The following is an 18415-nucleotide window of genomic DNA, read 5'->3' as shown; positions in this document are numbered from 1 at the left end:
TCACAGCGACCGAAAAGGGTTTCGAAGCATGGCGACTAAGCGGGCGACCATCAACGATGTGGCCTCGCTGGCGGGGGTGTCGATCGCCACGGCGTCCAAGGCGCTGAACGGGCGGCAGGACGTACGGGCCGCCACGCGCGAGCGGGTGCTCGCCGCCGCGGCCCAGCTCTCCTTCCAGCCGAACGCCCTCGCCAGAGGGCTGCTGTCCGGTCAGACGCGCACGGTCGGGCTGCTGACCTCCGACAGCGTCGGCCGGTTCGGCATCCCGGTGCTGCTCGGCGCCGAGAACGCCTTCGGAGCCGGCGAGATGGCCGTGCTGCTCTGCGACGCCCGCGGCGACGCCATCAGGGAGCAGCACCACCTGCGGGCGCTGCTGTCGCGCCGGGTGGACGGCCTCATCGTCGTGGGCGAGAGCACCGACCCGCGGCCGTCCGTGAGCAAGGACCTGCCGGTGCCGGTCGTCTACGCCTACGGACCTTCCGAGGACCCGGAGGACGTCTCGTTCGTGCCCGACGACGTCGGCGCCGCCGCCATGGCCGTCAACCACCTGCTCGCCCTCGGCCGCCGCCGCATCGCGCACGTCACCGGCCCCACCCACTACAAGGCCGCCCGCGACCGCGAGGAGGGCGCCCGCCTCGCCCTGGAGGCGGCGGGCCTCCCCCAGGCCGGCCAGACCCTCTCCGGCCCGTGGTCGCAACGCTGGGGCCGACACGCCGCCGAGATGCTGCTGATGTCCGAGCCCGAGATCGACGCCGTCTTCTGCGGCAGCGACCAGATCGCTGCCGGCTTCGTCGAAGCGGCCCGCGAACGCGGCCGGCGGGTGCCCGACGACATCGCGGTCGTCGGCTACGACAACTGGGAGGTCCTGTCCACGGAGACCCGCCCGGCGCTGACGACCGTGGACATGAACCTGGAGTCACTGGGCCGGACCGCGGCCCAGCACCTGTTCGCCGCGATCGACGGCAAGGCGACGCCCGGCGTCCACAAGATGCCCTGCCAACTCGTCATCCGCGACTCCACCTCCCCACCCGGCATCTCCTGACCCCTCTGAGCTCAGAGCGAGGAGACCTCCTCGGGTGAGGCCCGCAGAACCTCCATGACCTCCCAGACCGCGGTCGACGGGTTGTTCTTCGGAGGTTCGCCCAGGGCCTTGGCCCGGCGTATCGCGTCTTCTATGCCTTCCCAGAAATCTTCCATGCGTAGAGTCGACTTGTCCCAGCGCGGCAGGACCCTGCTCAGCTCGGCCTCAACCTCTTTGGCATGGTGAGCGCTCTTCCGGAAGTCCTTCTTGTGGAGAATCAGCCAGACTTCGAAGCACGGTTGCGACAGAGCTATCCCGATGCCGCATTCGCGGGCGAGTTGCACGGCCTCGCGCACGTCGAAGGCGTCCACGTCGCACACGCACCACACCTGGTCGTAGCCGGCGTTGGATTTCTCGGACATCCCGAACTCGACCAGTGCGGTGGGAGCGCAGTTCTTGATGCTCACATGGAACGGATTACCCCAGGCGCGCCTCCTGAGGGCATCGAAGTACTGTTTCTCGGTTTTGATGCCGTTGGTGAGCACCAGAACGGTCAGGGCGCTGTTCCTGTAGGCTTTCCGCCTTCTCAGGGTCGTCTCACGCCCTTGTCCCAGCTTCACGCCCTGGCGGGGAGACTTAGGTGTCTTCTTCTCTTTCACCCATGTCTCCTCGGGACGTGAGCGCCTTCACGAAAAGCTCATCGGATACGACCGGGATGGCGCCATAGCTACCGTTGAGATACCTTCGCTGCCTGTTCTCCTGCTTGCGCGGATGGAAGTCGGTCAGGGGGAACAGCGTCGAGGCGCCGTCACCGCCCTTCTCGGTGAACCAGATCTGGTCCCGTTGCAGCACTTCACCGCCTTGGATGGACCCGAGCAGCGTGGCGTCGTGCGTCGTGAGTATCAGCTGCGCAGCGCTCTTGTTGACGGCCGGATTCTGGAACAGTCTGATGAGGCTTGCGGTCAGCACAGGGTGGAGGCTCGAGTCGATCTCGTCCACCAGCAGCAGGGATCCGCTGCGCAGGGACTGCTCGGCCTTCAGCGCCAGATCAAGAAGCTGGCGGGTCCCGGTCGACTGTTCTCCCCATTCGAGAAGGACGTTCCCACGTGCCCCGGCGTGACTGAACAGAATGCGTCTCGTCTCTCTTCTCGGCCGGAAGCTCTGCACCATCTCGAAGTCGCCCAGGAAATCCAGATCGAGCTGCTCCGGCGAGGGATCAGTGGGCGCACTGAGCGAGATGTCCTGAAGACCCAGGTCGGCCGCTTTCACCAGCCCGACGATGATGTCCCTGCGCGCCGGGTCATCGAGTCGATCGATATAGTTGACCAGGTCCTTGCTCGTCAGCAGGCGCCGCTGCTGGAAGCTCACTTTGATGGCGCGCAGGAACCAGTTGTAGACCGGCAGGATGAGTTCCTGCCGAGCACGCGCCGCAAACGTCAGGAACAGCACATTGGGCGCTGTCAGTTTCGGTAGCTGAACGAGCGGGGTCTTCTCCGACTCCTCACCCCAGCGGTAGTCCTGACCAGTGCGCTCGAAAACGACACGCCGTCTTTTCAGAGGATAGCTGTACAGCCATTCTTCCAGAACTTCGTCATCGTCGACGGTGAACCCGTAGGTATGGCGAACACCGTCCAGCGACAGGTCGATGACATAGCGTGACGGCTCCAGGGCGACCTCAGGATCAAGGCGAAAGGGCGACCTGTCCACTCCCGTATCCGGCTCCGAGTCGCGATCGGACGAGGTGACCATGCGTCGCATGTACGTGAAAGCGGTGATCGCGTTGGACTTGCCCGACGCGTTGGCCCCGAAGATCGCCGCTATCGGAAGACACGGGACTTCATGGACACTGTCTCCCTCGTAGACCGGGAGGAGATTGAGTTGTTGCTCATCCCTGAATGATCTGTGGTTGGCGAAGCGGAAGCTCAGCAGCATAGATGATCACCTCCCGGATCCTGAGGTCATACCCCGTTCTGTGCAAGTGACTCGCAATCAAGGGCCTCTGACCCCGGCTCTGGTGCCGTCACATCATCGCACGGAAAGCCTGGTCACGTCCCCGCATCCTCCTCCCCGGAAGGATCGACGTCGTCCGGTCACGCGAGGGGCGCGGCTGCTGGTAATCCGGATTAGCACTGCGGGAACCCTTGACACCCCGTGCGGGGGAGGCGAACAATTCCGGCATTGCCCCTCGCGCTAATGCGCATTAGCTGAGGAACGTCATGCCTCCCCCCGATCCCGCACACCGTCGCCTCACCCAGCGCGACATCGCCCGCCTGGCGGGCGTCAGCCAGACCACCGTCTCCCTGGTGCTGAACAACCGGGCCGGGGCCGACTCGCGGATCCCGGCCGAGACCAGGGACCGGGTGCTGCGGGTGATCCGGGAGACCGGGTACGTCGCCGATCCGGCCGCCCGGCGGCTGGCAGCGCGGCGCAACCGCATCCTCGGGGTGTTCACCTACGAGCCCGTCTTCCCGAGCGCGACCGGCGATTTCTACCACCCGTTCCTCGTCGGGATCGAGGAGTGCGCCGAGCAGTTCGGGTGCGACCTGCTGCTGTTCACCAGCGCGCCCACCGTGGACGGGCGCAAGCGCGTCTACCACCAGGACAACCGGCTGCGGCTGGCCGACGGGTGCGTGCTGCTCGGCCGTGAGCTGGACCGGGAGGACCTGGCGCGGCTGGTGGGCGAGCGCTACCCGTTCGTGTCGGTGGGGCGGCGCGACGACGCGGGGGGCACGGTGCCGTACGTCGGCGCCGACTACGCCTCGGCCGTCCGCGACCTGGTGGTGCGAGCCCGTGCGCTGGGCCACGAGCGGGTGGCGTACCTGGGGCACGGCGTCGGCGCCGAGTCGTACGCCGACCGCTTCCGCGGCTTCGCCGGCGTCGTCGGGCGCCCGCTGCGGCTCGCTCCCGGCGAGCCCGCCGACATGGCGGAGCGGGTGCTGGCGGCGGGCGTCACGGCGGTGTTCGCCGAGGAGTACGCCGACGCCGCCGCCCTCGCCGACCTGCTGGGCAGGCGCGGCGTCACCGTTCCCGGCGACCTGTCGATCCTGACCCTGGGCGACCCCACCCGCCCGGCGCCGACCGACATCGACTTCACCGGTTTCCTCATCCCGCGCAGGGAGATGGGCCGGCAGGCGGTCGAGGACCTGACCGAGCTGATCGAGGGCGGACCGCCCGTCCAGCGGCTGTTGCCGTGCGAGCTCACCGAGGGCGTCACCCTGGCGCCCCCCACCAAGTGAAAGGATCGGAGTTGCGCGAGTCGAGCACCGAGGTGCTGATCGTCGGGGGCGGCCTCGGAGGAGTGGCCGCGGCGCTCGCGGCCCTGCGGGCGGGCAGGAAGGTGGTGCTGACCGAGGAGTACGACTGGCTCGGCGGCCAGCTCACCAGCCAGGCCGTCCCGCCCGACGAGCACACCTGGGTCGAGCAGTTCGGCGTCACCGCGAGCTATCGCGCGCTGCGTGACGGCATCCGCGACTACTACCGCCGCCACTATCCGCTCACCGAGGGCGCCCGCGCCTGGCGGGCGCTCAATCCGGGCGCGGGCTGGGTGAGCCCCCTGTGCCACGAGCCGCGGGTGGCGGTCGCGGTCATCGACGCCATGCTCGCCCCCTACCTGGGCGGCGGGCGGCTGACGGTGCTGCGGCCGTACCGGCCGGTGGCGGCCGAGGTGGACGGCGACCGGGTGACGGCGGTCCGGCTCGCGCACCGCGACGGCGGCGACGAGCACTGGATCACGGCCCCGTACATCCTGGACGCGACCGAGACCGGCGAGCTGCTGCCGCTGACCGGCACCGAGTACGTCACCGGCTTCGAGTCGCAGGCCGACACCGGCGAGCCGAGCGCCCCGGCGACCGCCCAGCCGCTCAACATGCAGGCCGTCTCCGTCTGCTTCGCGATGGACCACGTGGACGGCGACCACACGATCGACCGGCCGGAGCGCTACGACTTCTGGCGGACGTACCAGCCGGAGTTCTGGGGCGGGCCCATCCTCGGCTGGCGCAGCCCCAACCCGCGCACGCTGGAGATCACGGAACGTTCCTTCACCCCCAACCCGGGCGACGACCCGCTCCAGGTCCACGCCGACCAGCGGCGCAACCCCGGCGACGGCAACCTGTGGACCTTCCGCAGGATCGCCGCCAAGGACCTGTTCGCGCCGGGCGCGTACGCCAGCGACATCACCCTCGTCAACTGGCCGATGATCGACTACCTGGAGGGCGGGATCGTCGACGTCCCCGACGCCGCGGAGAACCTGCGGCGGGCGAAGGAGCTGTCGCTGTCGGTCCTGTACTGGATGCAGACCGAGGCGCCGCGTCCCGACGGCGGCACCGGCTGGCCGGGGCTGCGGCTGCGCGGCGACGTCACCGGCTCGGCCGACGGCCTGGCCCAGGCCCCGTACGTGCGCGAGTCCCGCCGCATCCGCGGGGCTTACACGATCGTCGAGCAGGACCTGTCGCTGGCCGTGCGCGGCGACAAGGGCGCCGTCCGCTACCCCGACTCGGTCGGCGTCGGCATGTACCGCATCGACCTGCACCCGTCCACCGGCGGCGACAACTATCTCGACGTGCCGAACAGCCCGTTCGAGATCCCGCTCGGCGCGCTGCTCCCCCACCGCGTCGAGAACCTCCTCCCGGCGGGCAAGAACCTCGCCACCACGCACATCACCAACGGCTGCTACCGGCTGCACCCGGTCGAGTGGAACATCGGGGAGGCCGCCGGCGCGCTGGCGGCGTTCTGCCTCGACCGGTCCACCTCGCCGCACGCCGTGCGGCAGGACCCGGCCCTGCTCGCCGCGTTCCAGGACCGCCTGGAGGCGCAGGGCGTCGAACTCCACTGGCCGGACGTCACCGGCTACTGATCCCCCTCTGTACCCCCCTCTGCAAGGAGCGCCGATGCGCATCACCCTGGCCGCCGCCGGCCTCGCGGGACTGCTCGTCCTCACCGCCTGCGGCTCTGGCGGCGACGAGACCGCGAGCGGGCCCGCCGCGCTGCGGATGACGGTCTGGACCGGCAACGCCGAGCACCTCGACCTGCTCAACGCGATCGCCGCCGACTATCTGAAGACTCACAAGGACGTGGCGTCGATCAAGTTCGACACGCTGCCGCTGGAGAACTACACGACGACGCTGACCACGCAGATGGCCGGCGGCAACGCGCCCGACCTGGCCTGGATCCTGGAGAACTCGGCGCCCGACTTCGTCGGCTCGGGCGCGCTCGCGCCCCTGGACAACCTGGTCAAGCCGGAGGAGTTCGCCCCCGCGACCACGAAGCTGTGGCAGCGGGACGGCAAGCTGTACGCCTACCCGTTCTCCACCTCGCCCTTCGGCGTCTTCGTCAACGAGGACCTGCTGAAGCAGGCGGGCCAGAAGCTCCCGAAGGCCGGCTGGACGTGGGAGCAGGCGGTCGAGACGGCGGCGGCGGTCAACGCGAAGACGGGCAAGGCCGGCCTGGTGGTCCGCGACTTCGACTACAAGGGCTGGGACAACCTGGCCACCGTGTGGGGCGGCTGGGGCGCCGAGGCGTGGAGCGAGGACGGCCGGACCTGCGGCTTCACCAAGCCCGAGATGGTCGAGGCGATGACGTTCCTGCACCGGGCGATCTTCGACAGCAAGGCGCTGCCCGGCCCCGGCACCACGGCGGACTTCTTCGCCGGCGAGGCCGCGATGACGATCACCCAGATCTCCCGCGCCTCCCTGCTCAAGGACGCCACTTTCAAGTGGGACCTGATCCCGCTGCCGACCGGCCCGAAGGGCGGCTACAGCGTGATCGGCCAGGCGGGCATCGGCGTGGTCAAGAAGAGCCCGAACGCCGCCAAGGCCGCCGACTTCCTGGCCTTCCTCTCCAGCCCGGACAACGCCGCCAAGCTCGGCCAGTTCTTCCCGCCGCCGCGCACGCCGCTGCTGACCGCCGACGGCCTGGCCAAGAGCAACCCGCTGCTCAAGCCGGAGCAGCTCCAGCAGGTCGTCATCGACGGCATCGCGAACGGCCGGGTCAAGCCCAACCACGCCGGCCAGGCCGAGCTGGCCCAGACCGTACGGGCCGGCCTCGACCCGCTCTGGCAGCCGGGCGCCGACGTGGCCAAGACGCTCGCCGGGGTCTGCGCCGCGATCCAGCCGATGCTGGCCAAGTGACGGCGTGATGGCGATCGACGTCCGTCCCGGTGGTCGCTGGTGGACCGCGCGCCGCCGCGACCATCTGGTCGGCTACGCGTTCGTGGCCCCGCAGTTGCTCGGCAGCCTGCTGTTCGTGTTCCTGCCGCTCGGGCTGGTCGTCCACTACAGCCTGCACGAGTGGAACGTTCTGGCCGACACCTTCGACTTCGTCGGCGGCGACAACTACCGGCAGCTCCTCGCCGACCCGAACGTCCCCAAGGTGCTCACCGCGACCGCGGTCTTCTCGGCCGGCCTGGTGGCGTTCAACCTGTCGCTGGCGATGCTGCTCGCGGTGCTGCTGAACCAGCGGCTGCGCGGCACGGTGGTCTTCCGCACGCTGTTCTTCTCGCCGGTGGTGGTCTCGCTGGTGGCCTGGACGATCGTGTGGGGCTTCATGCTCCAGCAGAACGGCGGCGTCAACGCGTTCCTGCACGTGCTGGGCGTCGAGGGGCCCAACTGGCTGCGTACGGGCTCGGGCGCGATGGTGTCGGTGATCGCCGTACAGGTCTTCAAGAACGTCGGGCTCAACATGGTGCTGTTCCTGGCCGCGCTCCAGGGCGTGCCCAAGGAGCTGTACGAGGCCGCGCGGCTCGACGGCGCGGGCGCGTGGGCCCGTTTCACCAGGATCACCCTGCCGATGATCAGCCCGACCGTGCTGCTCACCTCGATCATCACGGTCGCCGGGTCGCTCCAGGTCTTCGCCCAGATCGCGGTGCTCACCCAGGGCGGGCCGGGCACGTCCACGACCGTGCTCGTCTACTACCTCTACCAGCAGGCGTTCCAGTTCCACCACTTCGGCTACGGCGCCACGCTGTCGGTGCTGCTCTTCGTGATCGTGCTCGCCCTCACCGTGCTGCAGTGGCGGATGCGCAGGAGGTGGGTGTTCCTTGAGACGTAAGACTCTTCTGTACGGCGTCCTGTGTGTCTTGTGCGTGCCGTTCGTCTTCCCGACCTGGTGGATGGTCACCTCGTCGCTGAAGCCGGTCAACGAGATCTTCGCCTTCCCGCCGTCGCTGCTGCCGAACGCGCCGCGGCTGGAGGCGTACCGGCAGGTGTTCGAGCTGCAGCCGTTCGCGCAGCAGTACTGGAACAGCCTCTACATCGCGGCCGTGGTGACGGCCGGGACGCTGGCGATCTCGGCGCTGGCCGGCTGGGCGTTCGCGCGCATCCGCTTCCGCGGCTCGAACGCGTTGTTCCTGGTGATCCTGGTCGGGCTGCTGATCCCGAGCGAGGTCACGATCGTGCCGCTGTTCCGGCTCTTCCACTCGGCCGGGCTGACGGACACGCACTGGCCGCTCATCCTCGTGCCGGTCCTGGGCGCGCCGAGCGTGCTGGCCACGTTCATCATGCGGCAGTTCTTCCTCGCGCTGCCGAAGGAGCTGGACGAGGCGGCGGCGGTGGACGGGCTCGGGCGGCTGGCCACGTTCTGGCGGATCGGGCTGCCGCTGGCCCGGCCCGCGATCGGCGCGGTGGCGATCTTCACCTTCCTGCACAGCTGGAACCTGTACCTGGAGCCGATCGTCTTCCTCACCACGCCGGAGCGGTTCACGCTGCCGCAGGCGCTCACCCAGTTCGTGGACGCCTACGGCGGGCCCATGTGGAACGTGCAGCTGGCCGCCGCCTCGATGACGGCGCTGCCGGTGCTCGTGGTGTTCGTGCTGGCGCAGAAGCAGTTCGTGGAGGGGCTGGCGCACACCGGTCTCAAGGGATGATTTCCTGGAGACATGCCTGATCTCGTTGTCGACGGCGGCGACAAGCTGTGCGTGCAGCTCCTCATCGAGCTGCGCGGTCACGTACGCCGCGCCGGCCCCGGTGCCGTGATCCATCTGATCGCCACCGACCCGGCCGCGCCCGTCGACCTGCCGGCCTGGTGTCACCTCACCGGGCACACCTACCTGGGGCCGGTCGAGGGGGCCGAGCGGCCGACGTTCGCGTTGCGGGTGGCGGAGGAGGCGTACGAGACGCAGGACGCGCGGCCCTGGCACGTGGCTTGACCGGTTAACGGGCGTTTGCTCCGGGTGGCCTAAAGTAGAGGCGGTTACCCGGTTCAGAGCCGGGAGCCGGGCCAAGAGAGGGAGTCCGTGAAGCGACCGACGATCGCCGACATCGCCAGCAGGGCGGGCGTCTCCAAAGTGGCGGTGTCCTACGCGCTCAACGGGCAGCCCGGCGTGTCGGAGGCGACGCGGGCCAGGATCGTCGCCATCGCCGAGGAGATCGGCTGGCGGCCCAACAGCGCCGCGCGGGCGCTCAACGGAGCCCGCGCCGACTGCGTGGGGCTCGCGCTCTGCCGTCCCGCCCGCGTCCTCGGCGTCGAGCCGTTCTTCATGGAGCTGATCAGCGGCATCGAGGGGGTGCTCGCCGACCGGTCGTACGCGCTGCTGCTCCAGGTCGTCACCAGCCACCAGCAGGAGAGCGAGGTCTACCGGCGCTGGTGGGGCGAGAGCCGCATCGACGGCGTCTTCCTCGTCGACCTGCACACCTCCGACACCCGGATCGGCGAGCTGGAGCGGCTCGGCATGCCGGCCGTGGTCATCGGGCACCCGTCGGAGTCGGGCTCGCTGTCGGCGATCTGGTCCGACGACGGGCAGGCCGTCCGCGAGACCGTCGGCTACCTCGTGGCGCTCGGCCACCGGCGCATCGCCCGGGTGGCGGGGCTGCCCGAGCTGGTGCACACCGCGCTGCGCGACCGGGCCTTCGCCGAGGCGTGCCAGGGGGTCGCCGAGCCGGTCACGGTCCACACCGACTACACCGGCGAGGAGGGCGCCCGCGCCACCCGCCGCCTGCTCAGCTCGCCCGACCGGCCGACGGCGATCATCTACGACAACGACATCATGGCCGTGGCCGGGCTCTCGGTGGCCCAGGAGATGCGGGTCGAGGTGCCGCGCGACCTGTCCGTCGTGGCCTGGGACGACTCGCCGCTGTCGCGGGTCGTCCGGCCGCCGCTGACGGCACTCACCCGCGACATCCCGGCCTACGGGGCGCACGCGGCGCAGCGGCTGCTCGCGCTGATCGCCGGGGAGAGCGTCCCTCCGTACGAGGACCAGGCGGCGGCGCTCACGCCGCGTGGCAGCACCGGCCCGGCCCCGCTGTAGCGTCCCGGCACGTGTCGCACGGGCGGGCCGGGCGGCTGGCAGACCGCGTGGCCCTGCGCGCGACACGTGCCGCCCCCTCCTTCGCGGCGGTCCTGACCTCACTGAGCGCGCGGGCCGACGGTCGAATACCTCTATCTCGCCACGAATCTGGACGGGCGCGTAACGCCAGGTCTGCGGGGTAGGCGGCCCACATGACTGAGAGCCTTGGCACCGATCTGCTCTGGGAAGAGTTCCACCGCGCGGTCAACATGAACTCGGAGGAGCTGCGCTCGTACCTGCTGGCGGACGCCTCGAACGAGGATGGCTTCCCGCCCGACCCCGACCTCGGCATCGACGAGCTCGGACGGGGCGTGCTGCACGTCCTGAGCAAGCGCAAGGGCGATCTCACCAGGACCGACCTCGACGTGATGCGGCAGGTCATCGAGCTCGTCGAGACCCTGGACGGCCGGACGGACGACGAGTCGCGGCGCGAGCTGATGTCCGTCGGCCACGACCCGCTGCGAGGCTGACCCCCTACCCGGGGCGCGCACTGCAAGAATGGGTCTTCGTCCATCCGAGGAGATCCGTTGAGAGACAACCTCGACCTCGCCGCGAGCGCCCAGAAACTGGCCGACGCCGCCCCGACGGGATCGATCGACCGCGCCGCCGCCTCGTCCGTGGCCATCACGCTCGCCACCACCCGCGACATCGAGCAGGCCAGGGAGACCCTGGGCGGGCTCTCCCCCGAGGAGGTGCGCGAGGCCGCGCTCCAGCTCTTCGACGAGCTCTCGGCCGACGCCTAGGGTTCCCGGGCGGATGCGGGTCGGGATTCTGGGGCCGCTGCAGGTGGCGGGCGCCCAGGTGGGCGGGGCCAGGGTGCGGGCCCTGCTGGTACGCCTGGCGCTCGACCCCGGCCGGGTCGTCCCCGCCGACCGGCTGATCGACGACCTCTGGCCGGACGACCCGCCCGCGCATCCGGCGGCGGCGCTGCAGTCCCTGGTGTCGCGGGCCCGGCGCGATGCCCCCGGCGTCATCGGCTCCCACCCCGCCGGCTACCTGCTGGACGTGCCGCCTGACGAGGTGGACGCCTGGGCGTTCGAGCAGCTCGTACGCGACGGCGAAGCGCGCCAGGCGCTGGCCCTCTGGCGGGGGCCGGCGCTGGCGGACGCGGCGGACCTGCCGTTCGCGGCGGGTCCTGCGGTGCGGCTGGAGGAGCTGCGGCTGACCGCGCTCGCCACCAGGATCGCCCACGACCTGTCCACCGCAGGTCCGGCCGTGGAGGGGCTGGTGGCGGAGCTGGAAGGGCTGGCGGCGGCGCATCCGCTGCGGGAGCCGTTCCACGCGCTGCTGATGCGGGCGCTGTCGGCGCGGGGGCGGCGGGGCGAGGCGCTGGCCGTCTTCGAGCGGATCAGGGCCGCCCTGGACGACGAGCTGGGCGCGGACCCCGGGCCCGAGCTGCGTGAGGCCCACCTGGAGGCGCTGCGGGAGCCGCCGCCCGCGCCGCGCGGCAACCTGCCCGCCCAGGTGACGAGCTTCGTGGGCCGGACCGGCGACGTGGCCCGGCTGCGCGCCCTGCTCGGCGGCGGGACCCGGCTGGTCACCCTGACCGGCGCGGGCGGCGCGGGCAAGACCAGGCTGGCGCTGGAGGCGGCCGCCGGGCTGGTCGCGCCCGGCGGGGTGTGGCTGGTGGAGCTGGCGGCCGCGGACGGGGTCCGGGCCGCGGTGGAGAGCGTGCTGCGGACCAGCGACCCGGTGGCGGCGTTACGCGGGGCCGGAGCGGTGATCGTGCTCGACAACTGCGAGCACGTGGTCGAGGAGGCCGCCAGGGTGGCGGGGCGGCTGCTGGCGGAGGTCGCGGACCTGCGGATCCTGGCCACCAGCCGGGAGCCGCTCGACATCCCCGGCGAGAGCGTCCATCCCGTCCCGCCGCTGCCGGAGGCACAGGCCGTCGAGCTGTTCGCGGCGCGGGCCGCCGCGGCCAGGCCCGGCCTGCGGGTGGAGCCCGACCAGGCGGCGCGGATCTGCCGGGAGCTGGACGGCATCCCGCTCGCCATCGAGCTGGCCGCCGCCCGCCTGCGTACGATGCCGGTGCCGCTGCTCGTCGAACAGCTCGGCGAGCAGCGGCACCGCCTGGCCCTGCGCGGCGGGCGCACCGCCGAGCCGCGCCACCGCACGCTGCGCGCGGTCATCGACTGGAGCTGGAACCTGCTCTCCGACGCCGAGCGCGAGCTGCTGCGCGGGCTGACCGTCTTCTCGGGCGGCGCGACGTACGAGGCGATCGCCCACATCTGCGGGGGTGGCCTGGACCTGCTGTCCTCGCTCGTGGACAAGTCGCTCATCGCGGTCTCCGGCGACCGCTACACGATGCTGGAGACGATCCGCCAGTACGCCGCCGCCGACCTGCCCGAGCTGCGCCGCGCCCACGCCCTCCACTACACGGAGCTGGCCGAGCGCGCCGAGCCGCAGCTGCGTACCGGCGCGCAGTTCGCCTGGCTCGCGGTGCTGGACGCCGAGCACGGCAACCTGGAGGCCGCGCTGCGTCACTCCGAGGACCCGCTGCGGCTGATCCTGCCGCTGTTCTGGCCGTGGATCATGCGGGCCCGGGTGCGGGAGATCCGCGAGCAGGCCGCCGCGGTGCTCGCCCGGGTCGGGGACGTGCCGCCGCCGGGCAGGGAGCTGGCGCACGGGCTGTGCCGGATGCTGGCGGGCGAGCCGGCGTCGGAGGCGGTACGCGACTCCGACCATCCGGCGGCGCTGAACTTCTGGGCGATGGGGGCCGTGCTGGGCACCCCGGACGACGTCGTGGCGCTCACGGAGCGCGGCGCCGAGCGGCTGCGCGACCATCCCGACCCGTGGGTCAGGTCGGCGGCGCTGCTGGTCGCGGGCCTGGTGCGGTTCGAGTACGGCGCGGTGGCGGGCGCGGAGGACCTGCTGGAGCCGGCGCTGGACGGCTTCCGGCGGACCGGCGACCGGTGGGGCCAGTGGGCGGCGTCCTACTGGCTGTCGCTGGCGGCCGAGAACCGCGGCGACTTCGCCGCCGCCGTCGCGCTCACCGAGACGCCGGGGATGGCGGGGTCGCCGGGGCTGCCGGGGCTGGAGGAGGTGGCGCTCGGGCCGATGTCGTACCTGCTGCGGCTGGGGCAGCTCAAGTGCCGGGCGGGCGACCTCGCGGGCGCGGCCGGCACGCTGGCGCGGGCGCAGGAGGCCGCAGAGCGTTCGCGGGATCCCGAGCCGCTGGCCCGGGTGCTGCACGCCCGCGCCGAGCTGGCCCGGCGCGGCGGCGACCCGGCGGAGGCGCGGCGGCTGCTGGAGGCCGCGCTCGCCCTGGACGTCGAGGCGAGCCCGCAGTTCCGTGCGCTGCTTCAGGTCGAGCTGGCCCGGGTGGCCGAGCCGGGCGGCCCGCTGCGCGCGGCGCTGGAGCTGATGGCCGGCTGCGCCGACCGGACGGTGCGGGCAACGGTGCTGGAGGGCGTGGCCGGGCACCTGGAGCCGGCGCCCGCGGCCGAGCTGCTCGGCGCGGCGCGGGCGCTGCGCGGGATCGCCGAGTCCGCCGACCCGTACGTGACCGCCCTCGCCGCGCGCTGCCGGGAGGCGCTGGGCGCGGCCGGGTTCGCGGCGGCCATGGAGAGGGGCGCGGCGCGGCCGGATCCGGAGCGGCACGCGCTGGGGTCGCTCGCGTACCGTTGAAACGCCACGACCTGCGAAGCTTCCTTCTTGGTGTCCGATACGTCAGGGTGGCAGCAACGAATCCGTGAGGAAGGAGACCTGTGGCCAGTCCTGGCACGCTGGACGCTCGGGGAAGCGATTTCGCCCGGCTAGCCCATCGCATCGCGGACGCCGGTCTGCTGGACCGGCGTCCCGTCTACTACGCGGTCCGGATGGCCGTCTCCGTCGCCGTCTACGTCGCCTCCTGGACGTTGTTCGCCCTGGTGGGCGACTCGTGGCTGCAACTGCTCGTGGCGGCGCTGCTGGCGGTGGTGTTCAGCCAGTTCGGCTTCCTCGCCCACGATCTCGGCCACCGGCAGGTCTTCCGCACCCGCCCGCCCAGCGACCTCGCGGGCCTGCTGTTCGGCAACCTCGCGATCGGGCTCGGCTGGGGCTGGTGGAACAGCAAGCACAACCGTCACCACGCCAACCCCAACCACGAGGACCACGACCCGGACGTCTCGCCCGCGGTCATCGTCTTCTCGGCGGACCAGGTCGCGAGGAGCCGCGGCCTGCCCAGGTTCATCGCCCGCCACCAGGCGTTCTGGTTCCTGCCGCTGCTCACGCTGGAGGCCTGGCACCTGCACGTGGCCAGCGTGAAGGCCCTGCTCAAGCCGGGGGCGCGGCGGCGGTGGCAGGAGCTGGGGCTGCTCGCGGCGCACTTCGCGGCCTACTTCGGCGCGGTCTTCGCGGTGCTGCCGCCGGGCAAGGCGCTGGCGTTCCTGGCCGTGCACCAGGGGCTGTTCGGGCTCTACCTGGGGTGCACGTTCGCGCCGAACCACAAGGGCATGCCCGTGCTCACCAAGGAGGACAAGCTCGACTTCCTGCGCAAGCAGGTGCTCACCTCGCGCAACGTACGGGGCGGCCCGGTCCGCGACGTCCTGCTCGGCCAGCTCAACTACCAGATCGAGCACCACCTGTTCCCGAACATGCCCGCGCCGAACCTGCGCCGCGCCCAGCCCATCGTGGAGCGCTACTGCGCGGAGATCGGCGTCAGTTACCTGCAGACCGGCCTGTTCGCCTCCTACCGGCAGGCGCTCGGTCATCTGCACGAGGTGGGCAGCTCGCTACGCTGACTCCTCCTGCTCCAGGCGGGCGACCAGGGTGTCGCGGCGGCGCTCCAGCTCCGCGATCAGCTCGACCTGCTCGTCCGCCTGGCTGATCACCGCGGCCTTCTCGATCTGGTCGGCCGCGCCCATGTCCCGGATCTGCGCGCGGATGTCCTGGTTCTCCGCGCGCAGCCGGGCCAGGTCCTCGTCGAGCCGGCGCAACTCATCCTTAGTGCTCATCCACGGACGGTACCCGTACAGAATGGGAGACATGCGAAAGCCCTCCGCCAGCACGCTGGCGTCGCTCGCGGCGGTCGGCGTCGTGGCGGCGGGCACGGTGATCACCGCGCTGTTGAACCCGTCGCGGCCGCCCAACCTGCTGGACGTGCTGCTGCCGCTGGTGGCGAGCGTGGCGACGCTGGTCCGGCTCAGGTTCCCGGTCACGGCGCTGATCGTGGTCGCGCTCTGCGTGGCGGTCTACTACCCGTGGGGGCGGCTCGACGGGCCCCTGCTGGTGCTGGCGTTCGTGGCGCTCTACACGGCGGCCGACCTCGGGCACCTCGCCGCGGCCGTCGCCACCGGGGGCACGCTGCTGCTGGCGATGGGGCTCGGCGAGTCCGGCGGCACCCGGCACGTGGACGACTCGATGTTCGTCGCGATCGGCGGCTGGGTGGTGGCGGCGGTGGCGTTCGGCGGGGTGACCAGGACGCGGCGGGCCTACTTGCTGGAGGCGGAGCGGCGGGCGGCCGACGCCGAGCACAGCAAGGAGGAGGAGGCCAGGCGGCGGGCGAGCGAGGAGCGGCTGCGCATCGCGAGGGAGCTGCACGACGTGCTCGGGCACAACATCTCGATGATCAACGTGCAGGCCGCGGCGGCGCTGCACGGGCTGAAGAAGCGGCCGGAGGAGGCCGAGCGGGCGCTGCGCACGATCAAGGACACCAGCAAGGAGACGCTGCGGGAGCTGCGTACCACGCTGGGCGTGCTGCGGCAGGTGGACGAGGGCGCGCCGACCGCGCCCGCCGACAGCCTGGCCAGGATGGACGCGCTGGTCGCCGCCTCGGGCCTCACGGTGCGCACCGAGCTGGCCGGGCCGCTCGACGCCCTGCCCACCGAGGTGGACCTCGCCGCCGCCCGCATCATCAGGGAGGCGCTGACGAACGTCTCCCGCCACTCCGGCGCGGCCGAGGCCCGGCTCTCGGCCGCCTGCCGGGACGGGGAGCTCGTCGTCCGCGTGGAGGACGACGGCCCCGGTGTCACGTACGACGGGGGCAGCGGCTTCGGCCTGCAGGGCATGCGCGAGCGCGCGACCGCGCTCGGCGGCACGCTGGAGGCCGGTCCGCGCCCCGAAGGCGGCTTCCGCGTGGTCGCCCGCCTGCCGATCGAAGGAGCTCGATGATCCGCGTGCTGCTCGCCGACGACCAGACCCTGGTACGGGCGGGTTTCCGGTCCATACTCAGCGACGAGGACGACATCGAGGTCGTCGCCGAGGCCCCGAACGGCGAGGCCGCCGTGGCCGGAGCCCGCGAGCACCGGCCCGACGTCGTGCTCATGGACATCCGCATGCCCGAGCTGGACGGCCTGGAGGCCACCCGCAGGATCGCCGGCGACCCGCGGCTCGACGGCGTCAAGGTGATCATCCTGACCACGTTCGACCTGGACGACTACGTCTACGGGGCGCTGCGGGCGGGCGCGAGCGGCTTCCTCGTCAAGGACACCGAGCCGGCCGAGCTCATCCACGCGGTCCGGGTGGTGGCGAGGGGCGACGCGCTGATCTCGCCGTCGGTCACCCGGCGGCTGATCGCCGAGTTCGCCGGCCGGGTGAAGCGGCCCGAGCCGGGCCCCCGGCTCAACGCGCTGACCGAGCGCGAGCGGGAGGTGCTGACGCTGGTCGCGGCCGGGCTGTCCAACGACGAGATCGCCGCCCGGCTGGTGCTGAGCCCGGCCACGGCGAAGACGCACGTCAGCCGCATCATGACCAAGCTGGCGGCGCGCGACCGGGCCCAGCTCGTGGTGCTCGCCTACGAGGCCGGAATGATCACCCCCGGCTGGCTTACCTCCTGAGCGGTACGCCAGGCCACCCCCCTGCATCCCCGGGCGTACGCCGGATGCACGCACCGGCATGACGCGGCGGCCGGTGCCGTGACCCGAGGCTTGCCGGCATGGAAACGGTGGATCTCGCTCGCCTGCAGTTCGCGCTCACGGCGGGCGCGCACTTTCTCTTCGTCGCGCTCACCCTGGGCCTCGCGACCCTGGTGGCCGTGCTCCAGACCCGGGCGACGGTGACCGGCAGCCCGATCCATCTGCGGATGACCCGGTTCTGGGGTCAGCTCTACCTCATCAACTACGCGATGGGCATCGTCACCGGCCTGGTCATGGAGTTCCAGCTCGGGCTGGCGTGGAGCGGGCTCACCGAGTACGCGGGCGACGTCTTCGGCTCGGCGCTGGCCATCGAGACGCTGGTGGCGTTCTTCGTCGAGTCGACGTTCCTCGGGCTGTGGATCTTCGGCTGGAACCGGCTGAACCGGTGGGCGCACCTGGCGCTGATCTGGGTGGTGACGCTGACCGCGTACGCGTCGGCGTTCTGGATCATGGTGGCGAACGGCTTCCTGCAGCGCCCGGTCGGCCACGTGCTGGAGGGCGGGGCGCTGCGGATCGCCGACTTCGGGGCGATGGTCGGCAATCCGGCCGCGCAGCTCGCGTTCTGGCACATCCTGGGCGGGGCGCTGCTCACCGGCGGGTTCTTCATGGCCGGCGTGAGCGCCTACCACCTGCGCAAGCGCAGCGCCGAGCAGGACTTCTTCCGCAAGTCGCTGCGGCTCGGGCTCGGGCTGGCGCTGCCGGCGGCGATGTTCACGGTGACGTTCGGCGGGCTGCAGTTCTCCTACCTGCAGCCGTCGAAGAACGCGGTGTGGGCGGACCGGGCGCAGCTGATGGCCGAGACGCAGGCCGCGATGGCGGCCCTGCACGGGCCCGGCGACTACCTGCCGCCGGTGGGCGCGGTGCGGGTGGCGGGCGTGCTGATGATGGTGCTCTGGCTGATCATGACCATGGTGGCCGGGCTGAGCGTGCTGCTCATGGCGTTCCGGCCGGTCGTACGGTCCTTCCGGCCCTGGCACTGGCTGCTGACGCTGATGATCCCGGTGCCGTTCGTCACGATGCTGGCCGGATGGGTGTTCCGGGAGGTGGGACGCCAGCCGTGGGCCGTCTACGGCCTGCTCACCACGGCCGAGGCCATGTCGCCGCTGACCGCGACGCAGGTGCGGGTGTCGCTGACCGCGTTCATCGCGGTGTTCGCGGCGCTCATCGCGGTCAACTACTGGCTGCTGGCCCGGCACGCCCGGCGCGGACCCGGCGCGGTCGCGCTCGGCGGCCAGCCGGCCGAGCCCGCCCCCGCCCCCGTCCCCACGTTCTAGGAGGAGCCGT

18 protein-coding genes are annotated in these 18415 nt (G+C 71.6%); 15 read left to right on the top strand and 3 right to left on the bottom strand.

What is annotated here, in order from left to right:
• Positions 1 to 28: 28 nt before the first annotated feature.
• Positions 29 to 1042: a LacI family DNA-binding transcriptional regulator gene (locus SMD20_RS34750; protein ID WP_329589433.1), complete on the top strand. Its 1014-nt coding sequence runs from the start codon at positions 29 to 31 to the stop codon at positions 1040 to 1042.
• An 11-nt stretch (positions 1043 to 1053) separates the two neighbouring features.
• On the opposite strand, the gene SMD20_RS34745 is transcribed toward SMD20_RS34750, so the two are convergent.
• Positions 1054 to 1680 carry an RloB family protein gene (locus SMD20_RS34745; RefSeq protein WP_329589432.1) on the bottom strand — a complete coding sequence of 209 codons (627 nt, stop codon included), beginning with the start codon at positions 1678 to 1680 and terminating at the stop codon, positions 1054 to 1056.
• Positions 1658 to 2953: an AAA family ATPase gene (locus tag SMD20_RS34740; RefSeq protein WP_329589431.1), complete on the bottom strand. Its 1296-nt coding sequence runs from the start codon at positions 2951 to 2953 to the stop codon at positions 1658 to 1660. The genes SMD20_RS34745 and SMD20_RS34740 overlap by 23 nt, the downstream gene beginning before the upstream one ends.
• Before the next feature lie 284 nt (positions 2954 to 3237).
• Here SMD20_RS34740 and SMD20_RS34735 point away from each other — a divergent pair, with 284 nt between their 5' ends.
• The 11 genes from SMD20_RS34735 to SMD20_RS34685 all read left to right on the top strand — a co-directional run bounded on the left by SMD20_RS34735 (position 3238) and on the right by SMD20_RS34685 (position 15019).
• Positions 3238 to 4257 carry a LacI family DNA-binding transcriptional regulator gene (locus tag SMD20_RS34735; protein ID WP_329589428.1) on the top strand — a complete coding sequence of 340 codons (1020 nt, stop codon included), beginning with the start codon at positions 3238 to 3240 and terminating at the stop codon, positions 4255 to 4257.
• An 11-nt stretch (positions 4258 to 4268) separates the two neighbouring features.
• Complete coding sequence (locus SMD20_RS34730) at positions 4269 to 5873, top strand: FAD-dependent oxidoreductase (RefSeq protein WP_329589426.1); 1605 nt, start codon at positions 4269 to 4271, stop codon at positions 5871 to 5873.
• A 34-nt stretch (positions 5874 to 5907) separates the two neighbouring features.
• Positions 5908 to 7146: an ABC transporter substrate-binding protein gene (locus SMD20_RS34725; RefSeq protein ID WP_329589424.1), complete on the top strand. Its 1239-nt coding sequence runs from the start codon at positions 5908 to 5910 to the stop codon at positions 7144 to 7146.
• A gap of 7 nt (positions 7147 to 7153) precedes the next feature.
• Positions 7154 to 8065 (top strand): carbohydrate ABC transporter permease, encoded by a 912-nt coding sequence (locus SMD20_RS34720; protein ID WP_329589421.1) that lies wholly within the window; start codon positions 7154 to 7156, stop codon positions 8063 to 8065.
• Complete coding sequence (locus SMD20_RS34715) at positions 8055 to 8879, top strand: carbohydrate ABC transporter permease (RefSeq protein ID WP_329589420.1); 825 nt, start codon at positions 8055 to 8057, stop codon at positions 8877 to 8879. Before SMD20_RS34720 ends, SMD20_RS34715 begins: the two co-directional genes overlap by 11 nt.
• Positions 8880 to 8891: 12 nt before the next feature.
• Positions 8892 to 9161 carry a sulfurtransferase TusA family protein gene (locus tag SMD20_RS34710; protein WP_329589418.1) on the top strand — a complete coding sequence of 90 codons (270 nt, stop codon included), beginning with the start codon at positions 8892 to 8894 and terminating at the stop codon, positions 9159 to 9161.
• Between the two features lie 87 nt (positions 9162 to 9248).
• Positions 9249 to 10259 (top strand): LacI family DNA-binding transcriptional regulator, encoded by a 1011-nt coding sequence (locus SMD20_RS34705; RefSeq protein WP_329589416.1) that lies wholly within the window; start codon positions 9249 to 9251, stop codon positions 10257 to 10259.
• Positions 10260 to 10450: 191 nt separating this feature from the next.
• Positions 10451 to 10768, top strand: coding sequence for a DUF3140 domain-containing protein (locus SMD20_RS34700; protein ID WP_329589414.1), 318 nt, complete (start codon positions 10451 to 10453; stop codon positions 10766 to 10768).
• Positions 10769 to 10825: 57 nt separating this feature from the next.
• Positions 10826 to 11041, top strand: a complete 216-nt coding sequence (locus SMD20_RS34695; RefSeq protein WP_329589412.1) for a hypothetical protein — start codon at positions 10826 to 10828, stop codon at positions 11039 to 11041.
• 13 nt (positions 11042 to 11054) lie between these two features.
• Positions 11055 to 13925, top strand: a complete 2871-nt coding sequence (locus SMD20_RS34690; protein ID WP_329589410.1) for a BTAD domain-containing putative transcriptional regulator — start codon at positions 11055 to 11057, stop codon at positions 13923 to 13925.
• A gap of 191 nt (positions 13926 to 14116) precedes the next feature.
• Positions 14117 to 15019, top strand: coding sequence for a fatty acid desaturase family protein (locus SMD20_RS34685; RefSeq protein ID WP_329592777.1), 903 nt, complete (start codon positions 14117 to 14119; stop codon positions 15017 to 15019).
• Here the strand turns inward: SMD20_RS34685 and SMD20_RS34680 are convergent.
• On the bottom strand, positions 15011 to 15232 hold the full coding sequence (locus SMD20_RS34680; RefSeq protein WP_329589408.1) for a hypothetical protein: 222 nt from the start codon (positions 15230 to 15232) through the stop codon (positions 15011 to 15013). The two genes, SMD20_RS34685 and SMD20_RS34680, sit on opposite strands and share 9 nt — an antisense overlap.
• A gap of 31 nt (positions 15233 to 15263) precedes the next feature.
• Here SMD20_RS34680 and SMD20_RS34675 point away from each other — a divergent pair, with 31 nt between their 5' ends.
• From SMD20_RS34675 to SMD20_RS34665, 3 genes are all read left to right on the top strand, one after another.
• Positions 15264 to 16388 carry a sensor histidine kinase gene (locus SMD20_RS34675; RefSeq protein WP_329589407.1) on the top strand — a complete coding sequence of 375 codons (1125 nt, stop codon included), beginning with the start codon at positions 15264 to 15266 and terminating at the stop codon, positions 16386 to 16388.
• Positions 16385 to 17053 (top strand): response regulator transcription factor, encoded by a 669-nt coding sequence (locus SMD20_RS34670; protein ID WP_329589405.1) that lies wholly within the window; start codon positions 16385 to 16387, stop codon positions 17051 to 17053. The genes SMD20_RS34675 and SMD20_RS34670 overlap by 4 nt, the downstream gene beginning before the upstream one ends.
• 98 nt (positions 17054 to 17151) lie before the next feature.
• Positions 17152 to 18405: a cytochrome ubiquinol oxidase subunit I gene (locus tag SMD20_RS34665; protein WP_329589403.1), complete on the top strand. Its 1254-nt coding sequence runs from the start codon at positions 17152 to 17154 to the stop codon at positions 18403 to 18405.
• The last annotated feature ends 10 nt before the right edge of the window (positions 18406 to 18415 follow it).

This window comes from Nonomuraea sp. LP-02 (assembly GCF_036289125.1).
In the GTDB taxonomy this organism is placed as follows: domain Bacteria; phylum Actinomycetota; class Actinomycetes; order Streptosporangiales; family Streptosporangiaceae; genus Nonomuraea; species Nonomuraea bangladeshensis.
The sequence above is the reverse complement of the archived record's forward strand: the minus strand, read 5'-3'. Positions and strand labels throughout refer to the sequence as shown.

What these genes read in the sequence shown, in the direction of transcription:
- SMD20_RS34700 (WP_329589414.1), top strand. Translation starts at nt 10,451, where the DNA reads ATGACTGAGAGCCTTGGCACCGATCTGCTCTGGGAAGAGTTCCACCGC.
- SMD20_RS34675 (WP_329589407.1), top strand. Translation starts at nt 15,264, where the DNA reads ATGCGAAAGCCCTCCGCCAGCACGCTGGCGTCGCTCGCGGCGGTCGGC.
- SMD20_RS34725 (WP_329589424.1), top strand. Translation starts at nt 5,908, where the DNA reads ATGCGCATCACCCTGGCCGCCGCCGGCCTCGCGGGACTGCTCGTCCTC.
- SMD20_RS34690 (WP_329589410.1), top strand. Translation starts at nt 11,055, where the DNA reads ATGCGGGTCGGGATTCTGGGGCCGCTGCAGGTGGCGGGCGCCCAGGTG.
- SMD20_RS34740 (WP_329589431.1), bottom strand. Translation starts at nt 2,953, where the DNA reads ATGCTGCTGAGCTTCCGCTTCGCCAACCACAGATCATTCAGGGATGAG.
- SMD20_RS34685 (WP_329592777.1), top strand. Translation starts at nt 14,117, where the DNA reads ATGGCCGTCTCCGTCGCCGTCTACGTCGCCTCCTGGACGTTGTTCGCC.
- SMD20_RS34710 (WP_329589418.1), top strand. Translation starts at nt 8,892, where the DNA reads ATGCCTGATCTCGTTGTCGACGGCGGCGACAAGCTGTGCGTGCAGCTC.
- SMD20_RS34670 (WP_329589405.1), top strand. Translation starts at nt 16,385, where the DNA reads ATGATCCGCGTGCTGCTCGCCGACGACCAGACCCTGGTACGGGCGGGT.
- SMD20_RS34735 (WP_329589428.1), top strand. Translation starts at nt 3,238, where the DNA reads ATGCCTCCCCCCGATCCCGCACACCGTCGCCTCACCCAGCGCGACATC.
- SMD20_RS34720 (WP_329589421.1), top strand. Translation starts at nt 7,154, where the DNA reads ATGGCGATCGACGTCCGTCCCGGTGGTCGCTGGTGGACCGCGCGCCGC.
- SMD20_RS34680 (WP_329589408.1), bottom strand. Translation starts at nt 15,232, where the DNA reads ATGAGCACTAAGGATGAGTTGCGCCGGCTCGACGAGGACCTGGCCCGG.
- SMD20_RS34750 (WP_329589433.1), top strand. Translation starts at nt 29, where the DNA reads ATGGCGACTAAGCGGGCGACCATCAACGATGTGGCCTCGCTGGCGGGG.
- SMD20_RS34665 (WP_329589403.1), top strand. Translation starts at nt 17,152, where the DNA reads ATGGAAACGGTGGATCTCGCTCGCCTGCAGTTCGCGCTCACGGCGGGC.